This is a genomic window from Pontibacter sp. Tf4 (assembly GCF_014212495.1).
Taxonomy (GTDB): domain Bacteria; phylum Bacteroidota; class Bacteroidia; order Cytophagales; family Hymenobacteraceae; genus Pontibacter.
This window is the reverse complement of sequence record NZ_JACKZC010000010.1, coordinates 21,304-45,653: the sequence shown is the minus strand read 5'-3', so window position 1 is coordinate 45,653 and position 24,350 is coordinate 21,304. Positions and strand designations below refer to the sequence as shown.

General features: G+C 49.7%; 26 protein-coding genes. 18 read left to right on the top strand and 8 right to left on the bottom strand.

The window, feature by feature from the left end:
- The first annotated feature begins 142 nt into the window (after window positions 1–142).
- Together H7F15_RS16210 and H7F15_RS19350 are read left to right on the top strand one after the other, a co-directional pair.
- Window positions 143–1,714, top strand: coding sequence for a SulP family inorganic anion transporter (locus H7F15_RS16210; protein WP_221627105.1), 1,572 nt, complete (start codon window positions 143–145; stop codon window positions 1,712–1,714).
- Between the two features lie 51 nt (window positions 1,715–1,765).
- Entirely contained in the window at window positions 1,766–2,410 is a 645-nt protein-coding gene (locus H7F15_RS19350; RefSeq protein ID WP_221627104.1) for a carbonic anhydrase, read from the top strand.
- A gap of 71 nt (window positions 2,411–2,481) precedes the next feature.
- On the opposite strand, the gene H7F15_RS16205 is transcribed toward H7F15_RS19350, so the two are convergent.
- Window positions 2,482–3,093: a porin family protein gene (locus tag H7F15_RS16205; RefSeq protein ID WP_185198043.1), complete on the bottom strand. Its 612-nt coding sequence runs from the start codon at window positions 3,091–3,093 to the stop codon at window positions 2,482–2,484.
- A 204-nt stretch (window positions 3,094–3,297) separates the two neighbouring features.
- The gene (locus H7F15_RS16200; RefSeq protein WP_185198042.1) at window positions 3,298–4,239 is read right to left on the bottom strand and encodes an SWFGD domain-containing protein; all 942 of its coding nucleotides are present in this window, start codon (window positions 4,237–4,239) and stop codon (window positions 3,298–3,300) included.
- Window positions 4,240–4,703: 464 nt separating this feature from the next.
- Here H7F15_RS16200 and H7F15_RS16195 point away from each other — a divergent pair, with 464 nt between their 5' ends.
- A complete protein-coding gene (locus tag H7F15_RS16195) occupies window positions 4,704–5,099 on the top strand; it encodes a hypothetical protein (RefSeq protein WP_185198041.1) in 396 nt (131 codons plus the stop codon).
- Between the two features lie 72 nt (window positions 5,100–5,171).
- Here H7F15_RS16195 and H7F15_RS16190 read toward each other — a convergent pair whose 3' ends face one another.
- Complete coding sequence (locus H7F15_RS16190) at window positions 5,172–7,619, bottom strand: type IA DNA topoisomerase (protein ID WP_185198040.1); 2,448 nt, start codon at window positions 7,617–7,619, stop codon at window positions 5,172–5,174.
- Window positions 7,620–7,727: 108 nt separating this feature from the next.
- Here H7F15_RS16190 and H7F15_RS16185 point away from each other — a divergent pair, with 108 nt between their 5' ends.
- The 5 genes from H7F15_RS16185 to H7F15_RS16165 all read left to right on the top strand — a co-directional run bounded on the left by H7F15_RS16185 (window position 7,728) and on the right by H7F15_RS16165 (window position 11,282).
- Complete coding sequence (locus H7F15_RS16185) at window positions 7,728–8,600, top strand: glycosyltransferase family 2 protein (RefSeq protein WP_185198175.1); 873 nt, start codon at window positions 7,728–7,730, stop codon at window positions 8,598–8,600.
- 96 nt (window positions 8,601–8,696) lie between these two features.
- Window positions 8,697–9,545, top strand: coding sequence for a metallophosphoesterase (locus H7F15_RS16180; protein ID WP_185198039.1), 849 nt, complete (start codon window positions 8,697–8,699; stop codon window positions 9,543–9,545).
- On the top strand, window positions 9,542–10,156 hold the full coding sequence (locus tag H7F15_RS16175) for a hypothetical protein (protein WP_185198038.1): 615 nt from the start codon (window positions 9,542–9,544) through the stop codon (window positions 10,154–10,156). Before H7F15_RS16180 ends, H7F15_RS16175 begins: the two co-directional genes overlap by 4 nt.
- 3 nt (window positions 10,157–10,159) lie before the next feature.
- On the top strand, window positions 10,160–10,381 hold the full coding sequence (locus H7F15_RS16170) for a DUF2905 domain-containing protein (RefSeq protein ID WP_185198037.1): 222 nt from the start codon (window positions 10,160–10,162) through the stop codon (window positions 10,379–10,381).
- 136 nt (window positions 10,382–10,517) lie between these two features.
- Window positions 10,518–11,282 (top strand): YdcF family protein, encoded by a 765-nt coding sequence (locus tag H7F15_RS16165; protein ID WP_185198036.1) that lies wholly within the window; start codon window positions 10,518–10,520, stop codon window positions 11,280–11,282.
- Window positions 11,283–11,401: 119 nt separating this feature from the next.
- Here the strand turns inward: H7F15_RS16165 and H7F15_RS16160 are convergent, their stop codons facing one another.
- A complete protein-coding gene (locus tag H7F15_RS16160) occupies window positions 11,402–12,766 on the bottom strand; it encodes an NAD-dependent succinate-semialdehyde dehydrogenase (protein ID WP_185198035.1) in 1,365 nt (454 codons plus the stop codon).
- A gap of 148 nt (window positions 12,767–12,914) precedes the next feature.
- Here H7F15_RS16160 and H7F15_RS16155 point away from each other — a divergent pair, with 148 nt between their 5' ends.
- Genes H7F15_RS16155 through H7F15_RS16140 form a run of 4 tightly spaced genes read left to right on the top strand, consistent with a single transcriptional unit; the run spans window position 12,915 to window position 15,425 of the window.
- Entirely contained in the window at window positions 12,915–13,250 is a 336-nt protein-coding gene (locus H7F15_RS16155) for an arsenosugar biosynthesis-associated peroxidase-like protein (RefSeq protein ID WP_163916249.1), read from the top strand.
- 2 nt (window positions 13,251–13,252) lie between these two features.
- Window positions 13,253–14,302 (top strand): arsenosugar biosynthesis radical SAM (seleno)protein ArsS, encoded by a 1,050-nt coding sequence (arsS, locus tag H7F15_RS16150; protein WP_185198034.1) that lies wholly within the window; start codon window positions 13,253–13,255, stop codon window positions 14,300–14,302.
- 15 nt (window positions 14,303–14,317) lie between these two features.
- A complete protein-coding gene (locus H7F15_RS16145; protein ID WP_185198033.1) occupies window positions 14,318–14,821 on the top strand; it encodes a rhodanese-like domain-containing protein in 504 nt (167 codons plus the stop codon).
- Window positions 14,811–15,425: a TIGR04282 family arsenosugar biosynthesis glycosyltransferase gene (locus H7F15_RS16140; protein WP_185198032.1), complete on the top strand. Its 615-nt coding sequence runs from the start codon at window positions 14,811–14,813 to the stop codon at window positions 15,423–15,425. The genes H7F15_RS16145 and H7F15_RS16140 overlap by 11 nt, the downstream gene beginning before the upstream one ends.
- Here the strand turns inward: H7F15_RS16140 and H7F15_RS16135 are convergent.
- Window positions 15,420–16,556, bottom strand: coding sequence for a murein L,D-transpeptidase (locus H7F15_RS16135; RefSeq protein ID WP_185198031.1), 1,137 nt, complete (start codon window positions 16,554–16,556; stop codon window positions 15,420–15,422). The genes H7F15_RS16140 and H7F15_RS16135 overlap by 6 nt on opposite strands.
- Before the next feature lie 121 nt (window positions 16,557–16,677).
- Here H7F15_RS16135 and H7F15_RS16130 point away from each other — a divergent pair, with 121 nt between their 5' ends.
- Entirely contained in the window at window positions 16,678–17,562 is an 885-nt protein-coding gene (locus H7F15_RS16130) for a hypothetical protein (RefSeq protein WP_185198030.1), read from the top strand.
- A gap of 12 nt (window positions 17,563–17,574) precedes the next feature.
- On the top strand, window positions 17,575–18,258 hold the full coding sequence (locus H7F15_RS16125; RefSeq protein WP_185198029.1) for a DUF2461 domain-containing protein: 684 nt from the start codon (window positions 17,575–17,577) through the stop codon (window positions 18,256–18,258).
- A 1-nt stretch (window position 18,259) separates the two neighbouring features.
- Here the strand turns inward: H7F15_RS16125 and H7F15_RS16120 are convergent, their stop codons facing one another.
- From H7F15_RS16120 to H7F15_RS16110, 3 genes are read right to left on the bottom strand one after another with little or no spacing between them, the layout of a single operon-like run.
- Complete coding sequence (locus H7F15_RS16120) at window positions 18,260–19,594, bottom strand: glycosyltransferase 87 family protein (RefSeq protein WP_185198028.1); 1,335 nt, start codon at window positions 19,592–19,594, stop codon at window positions 18,260–18,262.
- The gene (locus H7F15_RS16115) at window positions 19,591–21,054 is read right to left on the bottom strand and encodes a cellulose synthase family protein (protein ID WP_185198027.1); all 1,464 of its coding nucleotides are present in this window, start codon (window positions 21,052–21,054) and stop codon (window positions 19,591–19,593) included. The genes H7F15_RS16120 and H7F15_RS16115 overlap by 4 nt, the downstream gene beginning before the upstream one ends.
- A gap of 11 nt (window positions 21,055–21,065) precedes the next feature.
- Window positions 21,066–21,758, bottom strand: a complete 693-nt coding sequence (locus H7F15_RS16110) for a glycosyltransferase family 2 protein (RefSeq protein ID WP_185198026.1) — start codon at window positions 21,756–21,758, stop codon at window positions 21,066–21,068.
- Between the two features lie 124 nt (window positions 21,759–21,882).
- Between H7F15_RS16110 and H7F15_RS16105 the strand changes: the two genes are divergently transcribed.
- The 4 genes from H7F15_RS16105 (at window position 21,883) to H7F15_RS16090 (ending at window position 24,345) form a co-directional block, all read left to right on the top strand.
- On the top strand, window positions 21,883–22,380 hold the full coding sequence (locus tag H7F15_RS16105; protein WP_185198025.1) for a peroxiredoxin: 498 nt from the start codon (window positions 21,883–21,885) through the stop codon (window positions 22,378–22,380).
- A gap of 52 nt (window positions 22,381–22,432) precedes the next feature.
- Window positions 22,433–22,609, top strand: a complete 177-nt coding sequence (locus H7F15_RS16100; protein ID WP_185198024.1) for a hypothetical protein — start codon at window positions 22,433–22,435, stop codon at window positions 22,607–22,609.
- The gene (locus tag H7F15_RS16095; RefSeq protein ID WP_185198023.1) at window positions 22,606–22,917 is read left to right on the top strand and encodes a hypothetical protein; all 312 of its coding nucleotides are present in this window, start codon (window positions 22,606–22,608) and stop codon (window positions 22,915–22,917) included. The genes H7F15_RS16100 and H7F15_RS16095 overlap by 4 nt, the downstream gene beginning before the upstream one ends.
- Window positions 22,918–23,148: 231 nt before the next feature.
- Window positions 23,149–24,345, top strand: coding sequence for a site-specific integrase (locus H7F15_RS16090; protein ID WP_185198022.1), 1,197 nt, complete (start codon window positions 23,149–23,151; stop codon window positions 24,343–24,345).
- The last annotated feature ends 5 nt before the right edge of the window (window positions 24,346–24,350 follow it).

Sequence of the window (24,350 nt, the reverse complement as noted above, 5' to 3'; positions counted from 1 at the left end):
TAATCTCTTTTTAATCTCGTTTTAATTCCGCCTTAATGCCGCCACTATACTTTTGGAGCATTAGGTGAGACTAATGGCTTTTGCCCCTGTCCCGTTTTGGGGCGGGGCAATTGCTTTACCGGATTAGAATACAGATTAATTTATGCGCTCAGAAGAGAGAACAAAAACAGCTTTTGCCAGCTTAGGAAAAGACTTTCCGGCTGGTCTGGTGGTATTTTTAGTGGCCCTGCCGCTTTGCCTAGGTATATCCTTAGCTTCGGGGGCACCCCTTTTTGCAGGTTTGATCACCGGTATAGTTGGTGGTGTGGTGGTATCGTGGTTAAGCGGGTCGAGCCTGAGTGTAAGCGGCCCGGCCGCCGGGCTGACAGTAATTGTACTGAACGGTATAGAAACACTACAGACGTACGAAGCCTTTCTGCTGGCAGTAGTGCTGGCCGGTGTATTGCAGCTGGTACTTGGTTTCCTGAAGGCCGGGGTGATCGGGCTGTACTTTCCTTCGTCGGTTATCCGTGGTATGCTGGCAGCCATCGGCCTTATCCTCATCCTGAAGCAGATTCCGCATTTTTTAGGTGCCGATGATGACTTTTTCGGGAGCCTGTATTTTGCGCAGGCCGATGGCAAGAACACCTTTTCGGGTATCACCAGTGCTTTGTCCAGCATAAACGTAGGTGCTTTTATAGTTGGAGCTGTGTCGCTGGTCATCCTGGTGCTCTGGGATACCGAACCGGTAAAGCGTATTAAACTGTTTAAGTTTGTACCGGGCGCCCTAATTGTGGTATTGGTTTCGGTAGGTATCAATGCCCTGTTCGGGACTTATTTTCCTGCTTTGCAGATCACATCGAGCCACCTGGTTAACCTGCCATTCATCTCCAGCGCTGCCGACCTCGGGAATCAGTTACAGCTGCCCGATTTCAGCGTCTTTTCCAATCCATCGCTTTATGTAGTGGCCTTTACCATTGCTATAGTTGCCAGCTTAGAGACCCTGCTGAGCGTGGAGGCAGTAGATAAACTGGACCCGCACAAGCGCCGCACGCCTACCAACCGCGAGCTAAAAGCGCAGGGAGTTGGGAATATCATCAGTGGTTTGCTGGGCGGCCTGCCCATGACGGCGGTAATTGTACGCAGCTCTGCCAACATTGTAGCCGGCGGCGAAACCAGAATGTCCAGCTTTATACATGGCTTGTTTCTGCTATTATCAGTGCTGTTTCTGGCGGGTTTCCTGAACCAGGTGCCGTTGTCGGCGCTGGCGGCGGTGCTGCTGGTGGTGGGCTATAAGCTAACCAAACCAACCTTGTTCAAATCACAGTTCAGGCTAGGTTCCGAGCAATTTATACCGTTTGCGGTTACCATCCTGGCCATCCTGTTCACCGACCTGCTGATAGGTATCTGCGTGGGACTTGCCGTGGGTATCTTCTTTATCCTGAAAGCCAACTATAGATCGCCATACTTTTACCATAAAGAGGAGCAGCGGGAAAAGGATATCATCCGGTTAAGGTTAAGTGAGCACGTCTCGTTTCTGAACAAGGCCAGTATTGTGCTGACCCTCGAACACCTGCCGGGCAACAGCCATGTGATCATAGACGGTGAGAACTCTGAATTTATAGATTACGATGTGCTGGAAGCGATCCAGGAGTTTAAGCAAACCGCCCACGAACGAAACATTGTGGCAGAGGTGCTGAACGTACCGGAAGTAGCGGCGCTGAATGTTCACTAACCAGGTATAAAATTGAAGCGAAAAATTAAAAACCGAGTAACAACGACAGATATGAGAAAGATAATGGAGAATAACCGCAAGTGGGTTGCGGATAAACTGAATGAAGACCCGGATTACTTTAACAAGCTTGCCCTGGGCCAGGAGCCGCGCTACCTGTTTATCGGCTGCTCCGATAGCCGTGTGCCATCCTCGGCGATTACCGGAACAGGCCCCGGCGAAATGTTTGTGCACCGCAACATTGCCAACCTGGTAGTACACACCGACATGAACCTGCTTTCGGTACTGCAGTATGCCGTGGAAGTGCTGAAAGTGAAAGATATTATAGTTTGCGGCCACTATGGTTGCGGTGGGGTTGCGGCTGCGGCAGGCAATAAACAATATGGATTGATCGATAACTGGTTGCGCAACATTAAAGATGTGATCAGGCAGCACGAGCGCGAAGTGATGAGCATATACGATGAAGAAGCCCGGCTGCGCCGCATGGTAGAACTGAACGTGATCGAGCAGGTGCATAATCTGTCCAAAACATCCATCATCCAGAATGCCATGCTATCGGATAACCCGCCAAGGTTGTATGGGCTGGTTTACGACATTAAGGAAGGCTTGCTACGCGACCTGAAAGTTGATGTACAGGGGTTTAAGCGTTACGAGCATATTTATAGTGTAATAGAGGAACCTGCGTCTTTATCAGTTTAAAATAAGCTACATACCAAACAAAAGCCCCGGCTGCTGGCCGGGGCTTTTTTATAAACTATAGTTACTGCTTCTTAAAACAGGTAGCTCAGCATCAGGAAAATAGTGGAGTTATGGCGCTCCTGGTTCACAAACGGGCCTTCGTCGTCTATGTCTTTCAGGCCGCCGGTGTAGCGTACTTCCAGGCCAATGTTGCTGGCGCCACGGTAGCCAATGCCTGCTGCATAGCCCAGGTCAACAGTATAAGGATGGTCGGTAATGTTGTTCTCCTTGGTAGTAGTAGTGTTGCCATCTGCCGACGTGGTCTCGATGATGCGACGCGCTTTGGCAATAAAGCTTGCCTGCGGACCTAAGTCAAAGAACAGGCCACCTGCCGAAAAGTGCAGCAACAAGGGCACATCCACATAATTCATTCTGAACTTGTCCTCAGTCTTCACACCTGTTGAGGATACATTCTCTACTTTAGCGCCACGCGAGGTATACAGGGCTTCTATCTGTATCCCGATCAGGTCGTTGATGTGCTGCTGGTAAAATAAACCGGCCGAATAACCTAAGCGGTGGTCATAGTTTTTAGCGTCGGCGCCTCTAAAGGTAGCATAAGTAGCGCCGGCCTTTACGCCCAGCTGCTGTGCCGATACGCCAAGCGCAAAAGAGAAGAAACAGATCAGAAGTAAAATTCTTTTCATGATAAAGTATAAGTAATTGGCTGAAAATCAATTAGACATAACAGGCAAGTAAACGATAGCTGCCTGCCGTTTTTAAAAGAGAGCAAATGTGCAAATAAAAATGCCCCGCTGCAACAGCGGGGCATTTTTTGTGGAGTTCCATCCACTATCCAATCGGAGAATTACCACTGGTAACCGTAACTATACGGCCGCCGGTAGTTAGTTCTACCATTCATAGTCTCTTCGCGAAGACGATCCGTAAGAGTAGGGAGGTCCGCTATAGGTCCCTGATGACCGGCTGCTGCTCCCATAACGGTTATAGTCGTTGTCGTTTTCACGGTCGCGCATTTCGTCCATTCTTCTGCGGCGCTCTGCTTCTTCATCACCAAACCATGACTTTATCTCATCGCCGGCACGGTCAAAAAAGCCACGGTCTTCGTTTCCGTAACGGTCGCGGTCGTAATCGCTGGATGAGCGGTTGTAGCTGCCGGAGCCATAACCTGATGTGCCCATAGAGCTGCCATAAGTGCCACGGCCATAGTTGCCTGAACTATAGCTGCCGGTGTTATAGTTAGATGAGCCATAGTTAGATGAACCCATACCGCTGCTGCCATAACCAGAACCATAGTTGGACGAGCCATAGTTGTTGCCCGATCCGTAACGGTTGCCATAGTTCGACGATGAACCGTAAGAGCCTCTGTTATATCTGTTGTCGTCGTCATCTGTCATGCGGTCCCAGGCGTTGGATACACGGTTTTTAGTGCGATCCCAGGCGTTCTCTATTCTGTCTCCGGTGCGGCTCCAGGTATCGCGGTTGCTGCGGTCGTAATCGCTGCCATAGCGCGGGCTGGAAGAGCCGTAACTTCTGTTATAGTTTGATGAGCCGTAGCCCGATGAAGATCCATATCCGGAAGAAGAACCGTAACCTGACGATGAGCCATAGTTGCCGGTGGTACCAGCTGAGCGGCCATAGGTAGAGCCACTGCCGTATCCTGAACCTGCGCTGTAATCTCTGCCAGATCCAAAATCAGAGCTGCTTCTGCTGCTGCCATAGTTGGTGCCTCTGTTCGAAAAGTTATCGGAGTAATAATTTCTTCCAGAGCCTCTGCTCTCAGATCTGTAGTTGTCATTGTACGGGTTATAACCCGAGTTTTCATAGCTTCTCATAGGTTTTGGATTTATTTATTGATTAAAATTATACTTAACTGGTGCTGTGCCAATACAAATTGACACAACGCTTTTTTCTACGATACCGACAGCATTTAGTTATCTGCAGGGCTGGTATTGGAGCCCCGTTTTCTGCAGATGGTGCAGCTGATTTTTGCACTGAAACTATAGTGTTTCGATACCCGGATTAATTGCATTTATAGGATGATTGGTTTTGCGGTGAGATTGTTTTTTATAAATAGAAGCCTTTTGCAAGGTGTTAAAGTACAGTGGCTTGTGAGGTTTATGATTATGTTGATATGAATGTGGTTTTTGGATGGAATTTTAGATAAAAGTAAGCAATGTCTTTTGCAGCTTAAAAATTGCTTTGTACTTTGGTACGCCTGAATAATGGTGCCGGCCTGAAATAGAATATCACCACCCGGCTCTGCCATTATTTAGCGTAAACTTTTAGCCACAGTACCATGAAATTGAAAACAACAGTAGCCGCTATGTTTGCCATAGCTGTGCTCACCGGTTGCGAAGATCTTTTTGAAGAAGGAGATATGCAGCCAGACGGCTCTAAACCGAGCCTGACCATTAACGCCCCCACCATAAACCAGAATGTGCAGCAAACACAGGGCCTGCGCATTTTTATAACTGGGTTCGATAAAGACCTTGTTAAAACACTCCGGTTTACAGTAAAGCAGAACGAGACAGATGTGTTATCTTTTGAAAGAGCACTGGATAAGAAAGCTTTTGAGTACGATACTACAATTGCCATGAGCAACGCCTCAGCGGGAACCTACCAGTTGCTGGTTCGTGCTGTAGATGGCCGCACAAACGTAGCCGAGCAGAAAGTTAGCTTTACGGTAAGATAAACTTCTACATTTTTATAAACAGAAAAGGGCAACTATAGCAGGTGCCCTTTTCTGTTTATAGTTGCCTGCTGTTTAAAACTGGTATACAACCTTCCATTCATCGTTTAAAGCCAGGGCAGCTTCAAAAGCGTTTCCGGTCTTAGGCGATATAAAGCCTTTTATCTTCCCTGTTTTGCCTTTGGTAAGCAGCGTGGCAATCTGTTTCTCAGATAAGGTTTTGCTTCCGATCTCGAACGGTACTTTAAACTGGCAGCCCTCCCTAAAGCGACTGCAGCCGTAAGCTGTATTCCCTTTCAGCAATTTGCCTTGCTTACAGCGCGGGCAGGTGGCAAACGGGTCGGTTTCTGCTTTTTTAGGTGCTATCTCTACCTGTAGTTGTTGTCCGTTCAGTTTCAGTATGCCGTCAAAACTGTTACCATCGGCGCCTTTCAGTCCTTTTATAGTTGGTGTTTTGCCTTTGGTGAGCAGGGCGGTTACCTGTTTTTCGTTCAGAGGTTTGCCATACTGCTCAATAGGTATTAAAAAGCGGCAGCCCTCTTTGTAGCGGATACAGCCATACGCCGACGAGCCTTTAACAATATAGCCTTGCTGGCAAGCAGGGCAGGAGCCAAGGCCTTGCGTTGGCGCTGCAGGTTTCTCTTTTGCCGGTTTTGCCTTTTTCTCTTTGGCAGCACCTGCTGGTTTCGGAGCCGGAGCAGCAGCGGCCTGCGGTTCGATGGTTACGCGGGCGTTGTCGTTCTTCACTTCCTGCACCAGGCTTATTACAAAGTTCTGGAGTTCCTGCAAAAAGGCTTCGGCTTTAAACTCGCCGCCTTCTATCTGGCGCAGTTTTTTCTCCCATTGCCCCGTCATCTCCGCCGACTTCAGCGTCTGGTTTTTGATCACACCAATCAAATCAATGCCCATCTGGGTAGGCACTATCTTCTTCTTATCCTTTCGGATGTACTGGCGTTTGTAAAGGGTTTCGATGATAGCAGCGCGCGTAGAAGGACGGCCAATCCCGTTCTCCTTCAAGGCATCCTTCAGTTCTTCGTCTTCCATTTGTTTACCGGCTGTTTCCATGGCGCGCAGCAGGGTGGCCTCGGTATACTCTTTAGGCGGGTTGGTCATTTTGGTTTCCAGCAGCGGTTCGTGCGGACCATGTTCGCCTTTCTCGAAATGCGGCAGCACACCGGCCATTACTTCTTCGGCTTCGCCTTCTTTAGCTGGCGTGTTATCCAGCTTCACATCCTCAGCGCCATACAGCACGCGCCAGCCCGGCTCCAATATCTGCTTGCCCCGAACCCTGAAACTATAGCCTGCAGATTCGGCATTAACCGTGGTGTTGCTCACAATACAATCCGGGTAAAAAGCAGCTATAAAACGGCGTGTGATGATGTCGTACACATCGGCTTCGCGGCCATAGATGCTGCCGGCACTGGCACCGGTTGGGATAATGGCGTGGTGGTCGGTTACTTTGTTGTTGTTAAATACCTTTTTGGTTTTCCGGATCTTGTCCTGCAGCAATGGCGCTACTTCCTGTCTATAGTTGTCCAGCCCCTGCAAAATGCCCGGTATCTTCGGGTAAATGTCATCAGGCAGGTAGGTAGTATCAACGCGCGGATAGGACACTACTTTCTTTTCGTACAGGCTCTGCACGGTTTTCAGGGTTTCGTCTGCCGACATGCCCAGTTTGTTGTTGCATTCTATCTGCAGCGAGGTCAGGTCGAACAGGTTGCGCGGTGCTTCGGTACCTTTCTTGGTCTCTACATCGGTTATCGTCAGCTCGGCCTGCTTAATGGCTTCCAGTATCTTTTGTGCATCTTCCTCTTTATGGAAACGTCCGTTGGTGCTGGCAAACGTTACCTCGCGGTACACGGTCTTCAGCTCCCAGTAAGGCTGCGGCACAAAGTTCATGATCTCATGGTAGCGATTCACGATCATGGCCAGCGTAGGCGTTTGTACACGGCCTATCGATAAGGTCTGGCGGCTGCCGTTGGCGTATTTCAGGGTAAACAAACGGGTAGCGTTCATGCCCAGCAGCCAGTCGCCGATAGCACGGCTTTTACCGGCCTGGTACAACGAATCGAACTCGGAGCCTTCGCGCAGTTTAGCAAACCCCTGGCGTATAGCTTCTTCTGTCAGCGACGAGATCCAAAGGCGTTTAAAAGGTTTTCTGTACTTGGCTTCGGTCAGTACCCAGCGCTGGATCACTTCTCCTTCCTGGCCGGCATCCCCGCAGTTTATTACTTCTTCAGCGTTGTCCAGTAGTTGTTTTATGATCCTGAACTGCTTCTGCACCCCGCTGTCCTGCATCAGTTTTATGCCGTATTGCTGCGGCAGCATGGGCAGGTCGTGTATGCTCCAGCGCTTCCACTCGGGGCGGTAGTCGTCGGGCTCGCGCAGCTGGCAAAAGTGCCCGAAGGTCCAGGTTACCTGGTAGCCGTTACCCTCAAAATAACCGTCCTTCTTGGTTCTGGCCCCAATTACGTTGGCTATCTCGCGGGCTACACTTGGTTTTTCAGCAATGCAAACTTTCAAACTATAGTATGTTTTGGTTCTTCAACAGAACTCAAATTTACGGCTTTTGCAGGTTAGTTCGTAGCATTTTCTGTAACTTTACGCCCCACTTCATCTTAAACCATGCCCATGAAAGTAAGCGGTTTTACCTTTGTCCGGAATGCCATAAAATATGACTACCCGGTAGTAGAAGCAATCCGGTCCATCCTGCCCATCTGCGATGAAGTAGTAGTAGCCGTTGGTAACTCCGAAGACGACACGCTGGCCCTTATTCAAAGTATAGATTCACCGAAGATCCGCATCATCGAAACCGTTTGGGACGATAGTCTGCGGGAAGGCGGCCGGGTGCTGGCACAGGAAACCGACAAAGCGTTTGCCGCCATCTCGCCGGACGCCGACTGGGCTTTTTACATACAGGGCGATGAAATAGTGCACGAACAGTACCTGCCAACTATAAAAGCCGCCATGCAGCAGCACAAGGACAACGCGAAAGTTGACGGCCTGCTGTTTAAGTACAAACACTTTTATGGTTCCTACGACTATGTAGGGGAGGCCACCCGCTGGTACCGCCGCGAGATACGTGTGATAAAGAATAGAAAGGATATTTACTCGTACCGCGATGCGCAGGGTTTCCGGAAAGGTGACAACCAGAAGCTGAACGTGAAGCTGATAGACGCTTATATTTACCACTACGGCTGGGTAAGAGACCCGCGTGCTATGCAGGGCAAGCAGCTGAGCTTTAACCGCATGTACCATTCCGATGAATGGATCGAAACGAACATTCCCAAAGCCGAAGAATTTGATTATGCTGGTGTGGATGCACTTGCACTTTTTAAAGATACGCACCCTGCCGTGATGCAGGAGCGGGTAAATAGGATCAATTGGAAGTTCGACTATGACCTGAGCTACCGCCGGTTTAACTTAAAAGATAGGATAAGACGGTTTGTGGAAGGTATTACAGGCTACAGGTTATGGGAGTATAAAAACTACAGAATTATCTGATTATAAGACTCAAAGCAACTTTTTTAGCTAAAAATTACTCCCTTTCTCTAAACAAATAATTGCACTGTTGGTATATACTACTGTAAGTACCAATATATGCAACATACAACTACAAAATTTAACTACCGGAATAAGATTACGCTTACCACACTGGTGTTGTCGGTGATGGCTTTACAGGCCTGCGATAAATTTGAATACAGCCCTTACGAAGTACGCCTGAATGACAACGAAAAGGAACTGAACCTGAAGAACATAGAGCGTATAAAAGCACAGAACATACCCGCAGATGCTACCATCACATTTGCGCTGATATCGGATACCCAGGGATTTTACAAAGAAACGGAAGCCACCGTTAACCACCTGAACAAGCGCAACGATGTACAGTTTGTACTGCACAACGGCGACATCACAGATTTTGGAGTTTTGAAAGAGTACCGACTGATAAATGACCGCTTAAGCAAGCTGAAGTTTCCGTTGGTAACGGTAATAGGCAACCACGATGCCACCAACAACGGCAAGCAGGTATACCGCGAAATGTATGGCCCCTACGATTTTAGTTTTGTGGCCGGACACGCCAAGTTTATTTTCCTGAACACTAATAACTGGGAGTTTGACGGAGCCGCCCCGAACCTGGCCTGGCTGGAGACCGAACTGCAGGACCGTGCCAACTATAAGCAGGTATTTGTGCTATCGCATATACCACCACACGACGATTCGTTTGGGGCCGATAAACTGATGCGTTACCGTGAACTGATGGATAAGTACAACGTAAGCATGAGCATACACGGGCATGGCCATAACTTTGAGACGTACCAGTACAAAGAGGGCGGCACAAAATATATGAACGTAGGCGATACACAGGATAAAGAATACATTGTAATGCGTGCCAACGGCAACAGCGTAACATTTGAACGGGTATCCACTGCAGATCCTGATTTCAGATGAGAAAACATGTCCTGAGAGTTATCTGCTTTTGCGTAGCTCTTTTTTATTCCGGAAATCTGTTTGCCCAGCACTTCCCCGGCGACACGCTGGAGCAGGAAGCGCCTTGGTATGTGCCCGATGCAGCCGTGCTGCAGTTTGCCGGTAACATGGGCATGCTGGCTGTTGGCCCGAGCTACGAGTTTGCCCGGGAGCGCCTGACCGCCGACCTGCTGTATGGCTACGTACCCAAATTTGACTCCGATGAGGCCGAGCACCTGCTGACCTTAAAAGGAACCTACAAACCCTGGAAAATAAAACGGCGCAAGCAGATCACAGTCATTCCAATACAGGCTGGGTTAGGGTTCAGCTATTATTTTGACGACAAATACCCGCTTTCCTGGCCCGATAATTACCCTAAAAGTTATTACTGGTGGTCGCCGAAGGTGCGGGTACTTGGGTTTGCAGGTGCATCCGTCACGAGAGATATCCGTAACAGCAGTATAGATAAAATAGGCTTATACGGCGAACTGGGCACATACGACCTGATCGCGACATCGTGGTTTAAGGAGCGGGAGGCGCTTCGGTTGTGGGATATTGTTAACATTTCGCTGGGGGCCAGGGTAAGTTTTTAAGCGATGCAGCCAATCGGGAAATACATTGTTATAGTTGGGGTAATTTTAGTGGTGGTAGGCCTGCTGGTCTGGTTTGCCGGCGACAAACTGAACTGGTTTGGGAACCTGCCGGGCGATGTGCGCGTGGAGAAAAAGAACGTGAAAATATTTGCTCCTTTTACCACCATGCTGCTGCTGAGCGCACTGCTCTCGCTGCTTATGTGGCTCTTCCGCAAGTTCTTCTAAGCTATAGTTGTTTTAAGGTTTCGCCATACTTTCCTATCTTGCCTGGAAACTATAGTCATACAAGTTTCGGAAGCAGAAACTGACTGAAACTATAGTTGTAGCTTTTAAGCGGTACGGTTTCAACTTTCAGCCCTTTATGTTCTTCCTGTTATCCAAGCTGCTGCACCTATTCCTGATGCCTTTTTTGTGGGTGCTGCTGTTTTTGTTTCTGAGTCTTTTCCTGAAGAAGCCAAAGTACAAGCGTAGGTTTTTACTATCAGCACTAGCTATACTTGTTGTTTTTTCTAATCCGTTTTTAGAGAAAGAGGCCTGGCGTGCCTGGGAGGTGCCTGCTACACCTGTGCGTAAAGTGGCGCATTACAATGTGGCCATCATCCTGACGGGTGTAACCGGCTACCGCGAAGACATGGCCGACCGTATCCATACGCACAAAGGAGCCGACCGCTTTCTGCACCCGCTGCAACTATACCGCCTGGGCAAAATAGACCAGTTCCTGATATCAGGAGGCGACGGACGGGTAACAGGTACAGCCGTTCCGGAAGCAGAGCAGATCGAAAAGATATTGTTAATGGCCGGCGTGGCGGAAGAAGACATTATTACGGAAAGCAATAGCCGTAACACCCACGAAAATGCGGTAAACACAGCAAAAGTGCTGCAGCACCACCCCGAGTGGAAGAACAGGCTACTGGTAACCTCCGCTTTTCACATGCGCCGCGCGCAAGGCTGCTTTACCAAACAAGGTATAGCTGCAGATCCTTACAGCACGGATTTCTACTCCGGCCCCCGTTACCTGACTCCCGACGAAACCATCATCCCGAGTATTTCCGCCTTCAACAACTGGCACCTGCTCATCCACGAAGTTGCCGGTTACATGATGTATAAGCTGATGGGATATCTTTAAGGTATAAGTTAGAAAGTTTGGAAGTTAAAAGTGGTTATACAACAATCTTAATAGTGATGTAAATTATCATATACCCAAATAAGATATTTAACTTCTAAACTTTCTAACATCTAAACTTTCTAACTAACCCAGATGCTTTTCTGGTTGACGAATTCGCGGATGCCGATGTAGGAGAGCTCGCGGCCGTAGCCGGATTTTTTAATGCCGCCAAAAGGCATTTCGGGGGTGGAGGCTACCATGGCATTTACGAACACAGCACCTGATTCTACCTGACGGGCTACTTTCAGGCCACGTTCCTGGTTCTGCGTCCAGACGGAGCCGGCTAACCCAAAACGGGAGTCGTTGGCGATGCGGATAGCTTCCTGTTCGTCTTTGGCAACTATAAAGGCAGCTACAGGGCCAAACATTTCTTCGTCGTAAGCGGGCATCCCGGGCTTCACATTTTTCAGGATCATCGGCTTAAAGTAAGCGCTGCCTTTTTTCTCCTGACCACCATCCAGCACTATTTCTGCGCCTTTGGCTACGGATTTTTTAACCTGTTCTGCTAATTCTTCTGCTAAGTCAGGGCGTGCCATCGGACCGTAGTCGCAGTCGTCTTTCAGCGGGTCGCCGGTTTTTAGTGCCGCCATTTTCTCTTTCATCTTTTCCAGGAAAGCGTCGGCTATAGTTTCAACCACTATAAACCGTTTGGCGGCAATACAGCTCTGGCCTGTGTTCACCATTCTGGATTTTATCGCATTTTCAGCAGCCAGTTCCAGGTCGGCATCATCTAACACTATAAACGGATCAGAACCGCCTAATTCCAGCACAGTTTTCTTGATCTCTTTGCCGGCCGTCGCAGCTACGTGGGCACCGGCGCCTTCGCTTCCGGTTAGGGTCACAGCTTTTACAGCCGGGTGCTGAATGACTGCATCCACTTCTTTTGAGCCGATAAGCAGGGTATAAAATACATCTTCGGGGAAGCCGGCTTTACGTACAATTTCTTCGATAGCCAGCGCGCACTGCGGTACGTTGGATGCATGTTTGAGCAAACCGGTGTTGCCAGCCATCAGCGCTGGCGCCAGAAACCGGAAAACCTGCCAGAACGGGAAGTTCCAGGGCATTACGGCCAGAATAACACCCAGCGGCTGGTAAGCGATGAGGCTTTTATCGGCTTTGGTCTCAATCAGCTCATCCTTCAGGAAATCTTCGGCATTTTCGGCGTAATAACGGCAGGCCAGGGCGCATTTCTTCACTTCAGCAATCCCATCCTTCAGCGGCTTGCCCATTTCAAGACTGATGATGCGGCCATACGTTTCGGCCTCGTTATCCAGAATGTCGGCACACTTCTGCATCAGGTTAGCGCGCTCGGCAAAGGGTGTGTTGCGCCATTTTCGGAAGCCATTATCTGCAGCTTCTATTTTCTGGATAACTTCTTCGGTAGTATGCGGTTTAAATGTTTTAACCACCTCGTTGGTGGCCGGATTCATAGTTTGGATGGCCATAGGATCAGGTATTTAAAGTAAATATACGACGTGTTGCCTTATGCTTTTCGTATTTATAGTTTACATTCCGGGCTTACAGGTGTAGTTTTACTGTTGCTATAACAAAAGGCAACGTTTCAGTTTTAACCATTCATACGCAATTATACTCATGGAAAAGACATATTATAACCCAGCCGACCTGAAAAAGTTTGGCAACATAACCGAGCTGCAGCCGGAACTGGGCAACAAGTTTTTTGATTACTACGGCGAAGTGTTCAAGGAAGGCGCCCTGACTGCCCGTGAAAAAGCGCTCATTGCACTGGCGGTATCGCATGCGGTGCAGTGCCCGTATTGCATTGACGCCTACACGTCGGATTGCCTGGAGAAAGGCGCTGATGAGAACCAGATGATGGAAGCCGTGCATGTGGCAGCAGCTATTAAAGGCGGCGCGGCACTGGTGCACGGCGTGCAGATGATGAACAAGATCAAAGAACTGACCATGTAAGCATGCCTGTAACTTCTCTTAAAAAACAACACCATGAGCTGGCTGATGCCGGTTTTCAGCTGACTGTATTGCAGCAGGGAGCACAGTTTCCGGCCTTTGCCGATAAATTGCAACAGCATAACTTATTACCCCTTAAACCCACAGGCACTACCATTCTGCAGGTAAATGTAGGCAAAATGTGCAACCAGGCCTGCCGCCATTGCCATGTTGATGCCGGCCCGGACCGCCGGGAGATCATGACCCGCGAAACCATGCAGCTTTGTTTGGATGCGCTGGCGCATAACCCGGAACTGGCTATAGTTGACATAACCGGCGGTGCCCCTGAAATGAACCCGGACTTCCGGTGGTTTGTACAAGAGATCTCGAAACTGGGCAGGCAAACTATAGTTAGGTGTAACCTGACCATTATCCTGGCCAACCCGAAGTACCACGACCTGCCGGAATTCTTTAAAGCCCATAAGGTACAGGTGGTGTCATCGTTGCCATACTTTGCGGCCAGCCGTACCGATGCACAGCGCGGCGATGGCGTGTTCGAAAAATCCATCAAAGCGCTGAAGATGCTGAACGAAGTGGGCTATGGCATTGAAAACTCAGGTCTGCAACTCGATCTGGTTTATAATCCTTCCGGCGCTTTTCTGCCAGCTGCCCAGCAGACGCTGGAAGCGGAGTTCAAACGTCGCCTTTTGGCTGGCTATAGTGTCCATTTCAATAAATTATTCTGCATTACCAACCTGCCCATCAGTCGTTACCTGGAGTATTTGCTGCAAAGTGGTAACTATGAGAGCTATATGGAGAAACTGGTGGATGCGTTTAACCCGGCTGCTGCTGCCAGTGTGATGTGTCGTAATACCATTTCGGTAGGGTGGGACGGGTACCTGTACGACTGCGACTTTAACCAGATGCTGGAACTGCACGTAGCACCAACTGCGCCGCAACACATCCGCAATTTTGACCTGCAGGCTTTGAATAACCGCAGCATAGTGCTAAACCAGCACTGCTATGGCTGCACGGCAGGGGCAGGTTCCAGTTGCGGCGGCCAGACAGTTGTTTAACACTCAATTTACTTTATGACCAAACGCATACTACTTTTAGTAGCCCTTATAGCTGCTGCCATCCTTTTAACTGACACCGGAAAACACTACGCCTATAGTTTGCTCACCAGTATGGTTGCAAACCAAAAAGTGCCAACTATAGAACCCGGAGAACTGCAGGCGCTGGAACAACCCTATATGTTGCTGGATATACGGACACCCGCAGAGTATGAAATAAGCCACCTGCAGGGAGCAAGGTTTGTGAACTATAACACGTCTAAACTGGAAGACCTGGCAGACATACCGAAGGATGCAAAGCTGATACTTTACTGTGCTGTTGGAGCCAGGAGCGCCAATGTAGGCGTTAAACTGCTGGATGTAGGCTATACGGATGTACATAACCTGCAGGGCGGTATCTTTAACTGGGTGAACAAAGGCTTTCCGGTTTTTGATGCCGGGGGCCGGACCAGCCGTATACATCCTTATTCCGATTTCTGGGGATTCTGGTTAACCAACGGAGAGAAAGTGTATGAGCCATAAAAACCTGTTACTGCTGTTTGTGCGGGCCCCTGAACTGGGCAAAGTAAAGACCCGCCTCGCCCAAGCCGTTGGCCCCGAAGTAGCTTTAGAGATCTACATCCATCTGCTGCAGCATACCCGCCAGGTAACCGAAAAATTAGCTGCTGACAAGGCCGTTTACTTTGCCGATAATATAGTAGACGATGGCATGTGGCCGAAACAAATCTACCAGCACCATTTGCAGACCGAAGGCGACCTGGGCCAGAAAATGCAGACTGCGTTTGAAGAGGCTTTTGCCGCTGGCTATAGTTCAGTTGTCATTATCGGCAGCGATTGCAAGCAGCTTACCCAGGAAATAATTGAACAGGCTTTTGAGGCGCTGCAAACCCACGAAGTAGTGATCGGGCCGGCGCTGGATGGCGGTTATTACCTGCTGGGCATGAACAAACTATACCCCGAGCTTTTCCGGGATAAACAGTGGAGCACCTCGGAAGTGTTGCCTGCCACTATTTACGATGTGGAACGCCTGCACCTCTCGCATAAACTTTTGCCTGAGCTATCGGATGTAGACCATGTGGAAGATGTGGATTTTGACTGGCTGACAGGAGAAGATCACGAACTATAGGTTTACCTTCTCATAACCATACACATCTTTCCGGAACTGCACCAGGCCATGCTGGTCTACCCAGGCGGTCTGGTAAAGTATAAATAGCGCCATGTTCTTTCTCACGTGCAGGTAGTGGTTGGGCTTCCTGGTATGCAGCAGTTCTTCGGCTTTTGCTTTAGAAAAACCATTGTGGTACTGCAGTAAGTAAAGTGCAAGCTCGTAGGGTTTTTCCAATCTAATACAGCCATGGCTGAAATCGCGCGGGTAATAGTCGAAAAGCTCTTTGCGGGGCGTGTCGTGCATGTACTGGTTTACTTTGCTGTCATACAAAAACTTCAGTTCGCCCAGTTCATTGTCCCGTCCGGGCATCTGCGTGATCTGGTAACTATAGTTGCTGCTGTTCACGGCTTTCCAGTTCACGCGCCAGGGGTTTATCTGCCGGCCATTCAAATAAACACGCATGTTCCGTTTGTTCAGGTAATTAGGGTTGCGCCGCAGAATGGGCACGATCTCGTTCACGGCAATAGAGCGGGGCAGGTTCCAGGTAGGGTTAACTACTATAGACTGTAATTCGGTGGTGATCTGGTAGGTAGGCGTAGCGGGCTTGCCGGTGATCACTTTCATTTGTAGCAGCACGCGGCTAGTATCCAGCACGTATAGTTCAAAGGCTGGTATGTTGATGTAAATGGCAGGCCGCGGAGCGCAGGAGGTCGTGTTTTTCCAGCGTTGCAGGTTGTTGCGGAGCAGTTGCAGACGACGGGCAGGTGGTACATTCAGTTCTGCAATTGTTCTGGGGCCAATGCGCCCGTCCGCTTTCAGGCCATGGCGTTGCTGAAACCTCATGGCGGCACTCACCAGCAAGGTGTCGTAAATGGTGGTAGGCATACTATAGTCGGGTTGCAGATCGCGGGTGAGCAGCAGGTTGTGTTGTAAGTTGGGCACGTATTGGTTTGTATCGCCGGGGCTTAGCCGCAGGTTTGCAGGCAAAGTGTACCAGGTATTGGTAGTGGAAATGCAGCTGTACAGGTCGATGGCCTGCTGCATCAGTTGGGCCTGCCGCTCTGTTTGTAACCATGCTGGTTCCGGTAGTTGCGCCAACAGCCTGCCCGGCAACAACAGTAGCAGCAGTATCAGCCAGCGGTAAACCATGATCGTAATGTAATGTGCCCTGTTTTTCTGTACGTAGTTATCCGGCTGTCGTATGGTTTTAAGCTAAAAGCTTTAATTTGGAGGTAAAATACCGTTTAGGGTACCTAATTTTTTTCTGTATATGTACGCTTGCAAACTATATTCCCTGGTTCTGACGCTTCTGTTGCTTTCGGCCTGCTCCGGTCCCGCTCCGGACCGCAAAGCCACCGAAACCAACGCCTACGACGCCATAAAAGAAAATTTTAACCCGGATTGGGCGATGGATAAACTATGGGACGATGGGCTGGCAGAAGTGGCCATTTACGACGCAGAGCGGGTAGTGTACGGCAAAAAGCGGGAATTCGAGTTTACATTGATCACAGTGAAGGAGGATTTTAACCGCGAACACAATGTTAAAACCGACAACTATAACCGCGATGACCTGTTTCCGGTGATGAAAGTGAATGAGTTCTGCCGCATCCCCACCGATAATTATCCTTACCATTACCTCACTTCTGTATTTGTGCACCGGGGCAAACCCTGGCAGCTGCATAAGTTAACTACCTCGTCGCAGGAGTGGTGCGGCAATACCTTTAAATCCGTTACCGACGAAGGGAACAACTATAGCATGTACTATAATTCGTATTTCGACGGGCAGGGCGAAGGTAACCGGCAGCTTACCAAAGCGCTTTTGTTTGAAGACCAGTTGCCCTATAGTTTGCGGGCTTTGCGTTTCCGGGATGGGCTACGCTTTAACGCCGACATTGCCGAAACACAACAAACCAACAAAGCCACCGCGCCTGCTGTATACAAGGCCACCATTCAGGTAAATAGTACGTCCACTGGCAATGGAACAGATGAGGAAGAAAAAGCCTGGCAGGTAAATGTGCAGCTGGCGCCCAACAAAGTGAACTCCTATTGGTTTTCAACGGAGTACCCTAACAAGCTGATCCGGCAGCGGACCTGGGACGGACGCAACCTTGAACTTAAAAAGATAAGCCGCTATGCTTACTGGCAGGGCGATTAACAACCTATAAAAATGGCAACAACTATAGATAAAAGTACTTTACAATTCCTGAACGAACTCAGCAAGAACAACACCCGCGAGTGGTTTGCCGAGAACAAACCCCGCTACGAGGCAGCCCGCAAAAACTACCTTGCTTTCCTGGACGAGATGCTGGAGCACATGGTAACCTTTGAACCGGCTGCTATCGGGCAGAAAGGCAAAGACCTGGTGTTCCGGATCTACCGCGATGTGCGCTTCTCAAACGACAAGCGGCCTTACAAAGATCATTTTGGTGCTTATGTAGCCGAAGGTGGTCGTAAATCTATCCTGCCGGGGTACTACCTGCACCTGGCCGGTAACAACAACTCCTTTCTGGCCGGCGGGCTCTGGATGCCACCTGCCGATTACCTGAAAGCCGTGCGCCAGGAAATAGACTATAGTTTAGACCATTTTAAACAGATTGTAGAGGCGCCTGATTTTAAAAAGAAATTCGGAGACATTGAAGGCGAGCAGCTAAAAACCACTCCCAAAGGCTACGACAAAGACAACCCGGCCATAGAATACCTGCGCTTTAAAAGCTGGAATGCCACCATGCCATTACCCGACAAAGTAGTGCTTAGCAAAGATTTCATGGATGTGGTATTACAGGGCTTTAAAGACCTGAAGCCGTTCAACGACTTCCTGACGGCACCACTGAAAGATATAGGCGAGGAGTAGGCTACTTTAAATTGGCGTGTTGGCGGCGCTGGCGGTACAGGTATAGTTCTACCAGCAACCACAGCAGCATCAGCGTATATTCCAGCGTTATCAGGGCAGTATCTTCGAAATAGGTAGGTGTGCGGTACGCCGAAAAGCTCAGGATGGCCAGACCCGACCAGGCAATGGCAAAGCGGAAAAGACTGGCAGCTGTTAGGGCCACGAGCGTTGTCAGGTACCAGGGATGCACGGTGGTTGTGAGCAGTAGGTACACCGTGAGCGCCGCGCCCATATAGCCGATCAGCCGTTTTACCGAGCCCAGTTTAATTACAGCCGCCATCCATAGTACCAGCACCAGGGTAACTATAGATAATAGGGGACCGATAAAAGCTATCTGGTTGTAGCCTGTAAACTGAATGCCGATCCAGCGCAGCACATAATAAATGCTGGCATTGAATTCAAATTTGCGGAAGTACAGATCCAGGCTGCTGGCGATGTGCCCGATAACCTCGGCGTTGATAAGCGGGAAAGAAATAACCAGTAACGTAAGCCCCAGCGCTACCGCAAAATAAAAGAACTGCCGGTGCCCCAGTTTACGCCATACTAACGGCAGAAACAGCAAAGGCAGCAACTTTACACCTACCGCCAGCCCAAACGCACAACCTGCCCAAACCGGCCGGTGGTAAAACAGCTGGTACAGGCCCAGCAGCACAAAGGAGATCATCAGCGCCTCAAAATGCAGGTTGCCGGTCAGTTCCAGTATCACAAGCGGGTTCAGGGCATAAAGCAGCACGTAGCCATCGGGGAGGCCGGTTTTACGGAGCAGGCGCAGGAGCAGCAGCATGTTCAGCACCTCAGCCAGTAGCAGTATAACACGCATGATTACCACGCTGCCCGCTATACATTCCGGAGACAGTTTAACCGACAGCCAGAAAACCGCCTGCGACAACGGCGGATACACACTATAGTAGTCAGGGGAGTTGAGCTGCAGAAAAAGCGAGTCCGTTATGCCTGAAACTATAGTTGCGCCCTGCTGCACAAAATGAGAAGGTAAATACAGGTAAGGGTTTACGCCGGCAGCCAGCAAGCGCCCGTCCCATACAAACCGGAAATAATCGTCGGAGAGCTGGGGCGTGGCGAAAAGTAACAACAACCTGAAAAGGACAGCCGCTGCGATGCCATGCCATAGTTTAAACCGGATATTGATGATGTACACATACACCGCAAAGCAACCCGCAAACAGCAACAGCAGCTGCGTGAAATTTTGGCGGGGCGTAGCATAGCCCAGGGCCACATACAGCAAACCCGATATAGTTAACAGCACGTAAGCTGCTATCGTTTTTCTTTCCCCGCTCATGCTTTCCGGCTATGCACTAAACTATAGCAAAACACCAGGCCAAACCCCAGCGCCAGCATTACATGGAACGGCAGCAACCCATAATCCCCCAGCCTGAAGCCAAGCCAGATGCCCCATACAAAATACAGCGCCAGCAATCCTTCGAGCCAGCTTAGCAAACCAATGCCGGGTAAGGTATAGATCTTCTGCTGCCACCTGTCCTGCGCCTGCACAATGTTGTACTTCGGCGTCCGGATAAACGGCGTTTTACGTCCCAGGTATCCTTCCAGCACCGCCACACTGTTGTGCAACGACATCCCCATCGACATGCTCAGGAACAAAAGAAAATCAGGAATAAACTGGCGGAAAGACCGCTTGCCACCAACACCTGCCGCAATCCAGTAAAACAAAACCAGCGAAAACAGGCTGATGATCAGAAAAGCACCCAGGTTAAACAGCCAGCTATAGTTCGGGTAATCGTGTTTGATGTACAGCATCGGGATGGAAAGCACAGCCGTAAGCAGCACACAGATAAACACCCCACTGTTGAGCAAATGGAAAGTGGCATGCAGTTTAGGAGCAATCGTTTTGGAAGAGGTAAGTACGTTTGCCAGGTGCTTGCGGGCGGTTTCAGCAGCCCCTTTGGTCCAGCGGTATTGCTGCGATTTAAGGGCGCCCATCGCTGCAGGAAGCTCTGCCGGCGCTTCCGTTTGTTGCTGATATACAAACTGCCAGCCTTTCAGCTGCGCCCGGTAGCTCAGGTCAAGGTCTTCGGTTAAGGTGTCGGCGTGCCAGCCACCGGCATCTACTATACAGCTTTTGCGCCACACGCCTGCCGTGCCGTTAAAGTTCATAAAGAAATGGCCATTGTTCCGGCCCTGTTGCTCTATTGTAAAATGGGCATCCAGCCCAAAGGCCTGTAGCCGGGTAAGCAGCGAATAATTCTTGTTCAGATGTCCCCAGCGCGTTTGCACGACGCCAATCTCGGGTTTGGTAAAGGCAACTATAGTTTGTTTCAGAAAGTCCGGGGCAGGGGTAAAATCGGCATCAAAAATGGCAATGAACGTACCAGTGGCTGTTTGTAAACCGTGCTGCAGAGCGCCCGCCTTAAAACCTGTGCGTTCCCTTCTCCGGATATGTTCGATCTGGATGCCTGTTGGAGCAAGTTCTTTTATTTTCCGGCTGATGATGTAGGTGGTGTCGTCGGTAGAGTCGTCCAATAGCTGGATCTGTAGCTTGTCAGCTGGGTAATCGAAGGCGGCTACGGCCTCCAGCAGTCGTTCCACCACGTAACGCTCGTTGTAAACCGGTAACTGCACAGTTACGGCAGGCCATGCATCAAAAGCTATAGTTGGCTTGGGTTGTTGTCTGGTCCCGTAGAGGTAGAGCCAGGTAAGGTGAAGCTGTACCAGGCTGTAGCAAAAGATAAATGCCAGGCACAAACTATAGATCACTATTACCAGGGTCGCTGCCAATGTCATGAAAAGTGGGGCTACATGTACCTAAATATCGTCAAAATTATTTTATAGCCTGCAAGTATGCTTCCTTTTATAGTACCGGATACCTTGGATTTGCCAATGCGCTTGCGGTACGAGACCGGTACTTCGGCATACGGTATCTTTTGCCTGGCTGCTTTGGCCTGCATTTCTACGGTCCAGCCATAGGTGCGGTCCTGCATGTTCAGGTGCAGGAGCGTGTCCAGCTTTATAGCCCGGAAAGGCCCTAAGTCAGTATAGTTTACACCGTAGAGCAGGCGCAACAGTTGCGTAGCCAGCCAGTTACCAAACAGTTGCTGCGGCAGCAAAGAGCCTTTTTCGCGCTTACCCAGCACCCTGGACCCGATCACCATGTCCGCTGAGCCATCAACTATAGGTTGCACAACTACAGGCAGCTCATGCGGGAAATCCGAAAAATCACCATCCAGAAATACGATGATGTCCGGGCGCGTGGTGGCTGGTTTGGCAGCTGCGTAGGCAATTCCTTTCAGGCAGGCGTGGCCGTAGCCGGGGCGGGGTTCGTGCAATACGGTGGCACCGGCAGCGCGCGCATTTTCGGGTGTGGCATCAGTAGAGTTGTTGTTCACCACGATCACCTCATCCACCAGTCCCGCAGGTATAGCCGAAACTACCTTGCCGATGGATTGTTCTTCGTTAAAAGCCGGAATAATGACGTTGATGCGTGCCATGTGTGAACCTAAGCTGCAAATATGCCCATTTATGCGGTAGCTTTGCAAACACAATGTAAAACATACAGCCGGTAACCTTTTAGCCAACAGCGCTGTTTGTATTGACTTTAAACGATAATGACCTATGAACCAGGAATTAAAAGCAGGCAATAAAGCCCCTGATTTTGAGTTGGTGAAACCCGATGGAAGTTTGTTCAGGCTGAAGGACCTGCTGCAGGAAAAGAACGTGGTGCTGTATTTTTACCCCAAGGATAACACGCCCGGCTGCAGCAGACAGGCCTGCGAGTTCCGCGATCAGTACGAAGTGTTTAAAGAGTATAATGCAGAGGTTGTAGGTATCAGCTCCGACAGTGTAGCCTCGCACGAAAAGTTTGAGCAAAACTACCGCCTGCCGTTCGTGCTGTTAAGCGACATCGGGAGCCAGGTGCGGAAGATGTTCGGGGTTCCTAAAAAGTTTGGTATTGTGCCGGGGCGCGTAACCTATATTATAGACAAGAGCGGTACCGTGCGCTACGTTTTTAACTCGATGACCAAACCGCTGGAGCACGTTAGAAATGCAATTGAGGTACTGAAAGAAATAAACGGCAAGAAAGAGCAAGACATGAGTCATGCCGGAGTTTAAGGCTGGGATGAAAGAGGCATACTTCCTGTTTTAGGCAAAAAGCCACCTTCTCATGCTTCGTCAGGGAGATGGTCCGAAAGGTGAGCTATCGCCGCAGCTTGGTGTGGATGCCGTGTCTGTACCCGCACTATCCGGACTGCCCACTTTGATTATCTGCCGCAAAGGCCGCCAGCCCTGGTACTTGCTCACAGGCGAGACGTTAAAAGTGAGCGTGATGCCTGGCACTTGATCTTTGCCTGTGCCCGCTGCTGGCAGATAGAGCAGGCTTTCCGCTTCAATAAATCAGAAATGGGCATGGAGAGTTGCCGTTTATGGTTTTGGGAGAACCGCATGAAGCCCTTGCAGATCGTCATGCTCGTGTACGCCTTCCTGCTGGATAAGGCGCTGGAAAAACAAAAAGAGCGCCTCCTGCGTCTGGGAGCCCATAGAACAGGAAAGCGGTGCGGGAATACTCCCGCACCGCTTTACCGCATCCGCCTGGCGCTGGCCAAGCTCTGGAAGCTGCCCTTTCTGTCTATAAGGCAAACTCCGGGATGAGTCATGTTTCAGTAGTCCGTAGGGGAACTGAACATGTTTCTATCACCTAAAATCAACTTGTAAAAACGTGTTAACAGCGTTTAATCGCACTTTTAGGTAGGTGATACAAGGTGATAAAAGGGGGTGTTAAAATATATTTTGTTACTTTTTTGTTACTCTGGTTTGTTTTTGCTACGTTTGATGTGTTGCAATTAAAACGTAAAATAATCCTCTACATCACCCTTGTACTTCATGGCCAAACCCTCTACTAAACCTGCTCCAGAAAAGGTGCCTGCTACCCGTGTGGTGGTGAAAGGCAAACTAGTCAAACTGCGTGCCCGCCTCTTGCCTTCCGGTGGCGAATCGTTTTACCTAGACTACCAGGAAAACGGTAAGCGAAAGTACGACTTTTTAGGATTGCATCTCATTGCCAGTCCTAAAACATCAGAAGAACGCACGGCTAACAAAGACAACCAGCTGCTGGCCGAGCGTATCCGCTCCGAGCGCGAACTGCAACTGTCGAAAAACACGCAGATTGTAAAAGCTTCCGTGCAGCGCAAAGCCAACTTTCTGCTTTACCTGGACGAGTACACCGATGCCTATCCTAAAAAAGATGCCCGCGTGATCAAGGCCATGGGGGCCAAGTTCAAGAAGTTTGTCGGCGAGCCGGACATGCTACCCTTCTCGGATGTGACCGTCAGGCTATGCTCGCGCTTTCGTATGCACCTGGAACAGAGTTGCTCAGGGTCTACGCCCTATAACTACTTTAAAAAGTTTAGAAAGGTATTAAAGCAGGCCGTGAAAGACGGGCTGATCGGGCAGAACCCGGCAGAAGAGGTGGAGAACCGCTACAGTGAAGACATTGAAAAAGAAGTGCTCTCGGTGGAGGAAATACAAAAGATGGCTTCGGTAGACTGTTACCTGCCGGAAGTAAAGCGGGCCTTCTTGTTTAGCTGCGTAACAGGCCTTCGGTTTTGCGACGTGAACGAGCTGGAGTGGAAATCCATTTCGGGCACGGTGATGCGCCTAAAGCAGCAAAAAACGAGCAAAGACGTCATCGTGAACCTGAACACCACGGCTATGAAGCTGCTCGGGGATAGGCCGAAACAAGCTACAAAAGCAATCACGAAAAAAGGAGAGAAGGAAATCGACAAGAAAGCAGTTCAACCAGTAGCTCCTGTAAACCCAAAAGTCTTTACCTTGCCTTCGAGCAACACCTGTGGCAAGCACCTGCAGAACTGGGCCGATAAGGCCGGTATTGGCAAGAAGGTCACCTGGCACTGCGCCCGCCATTCGTTTGGCACCAACCTGCTCTTAACTGGCGCGGATGTGCGCTCGGTATCGGGCCTGCTAGGGCACTCGAGCCTGGTGGAGACGCAGAAGTATGTTAGGCTGGTGGAGTCGCTAAAAGAGAAGGCAGTGGATAACCTACCCGAGATTGTATTTTAATGGTG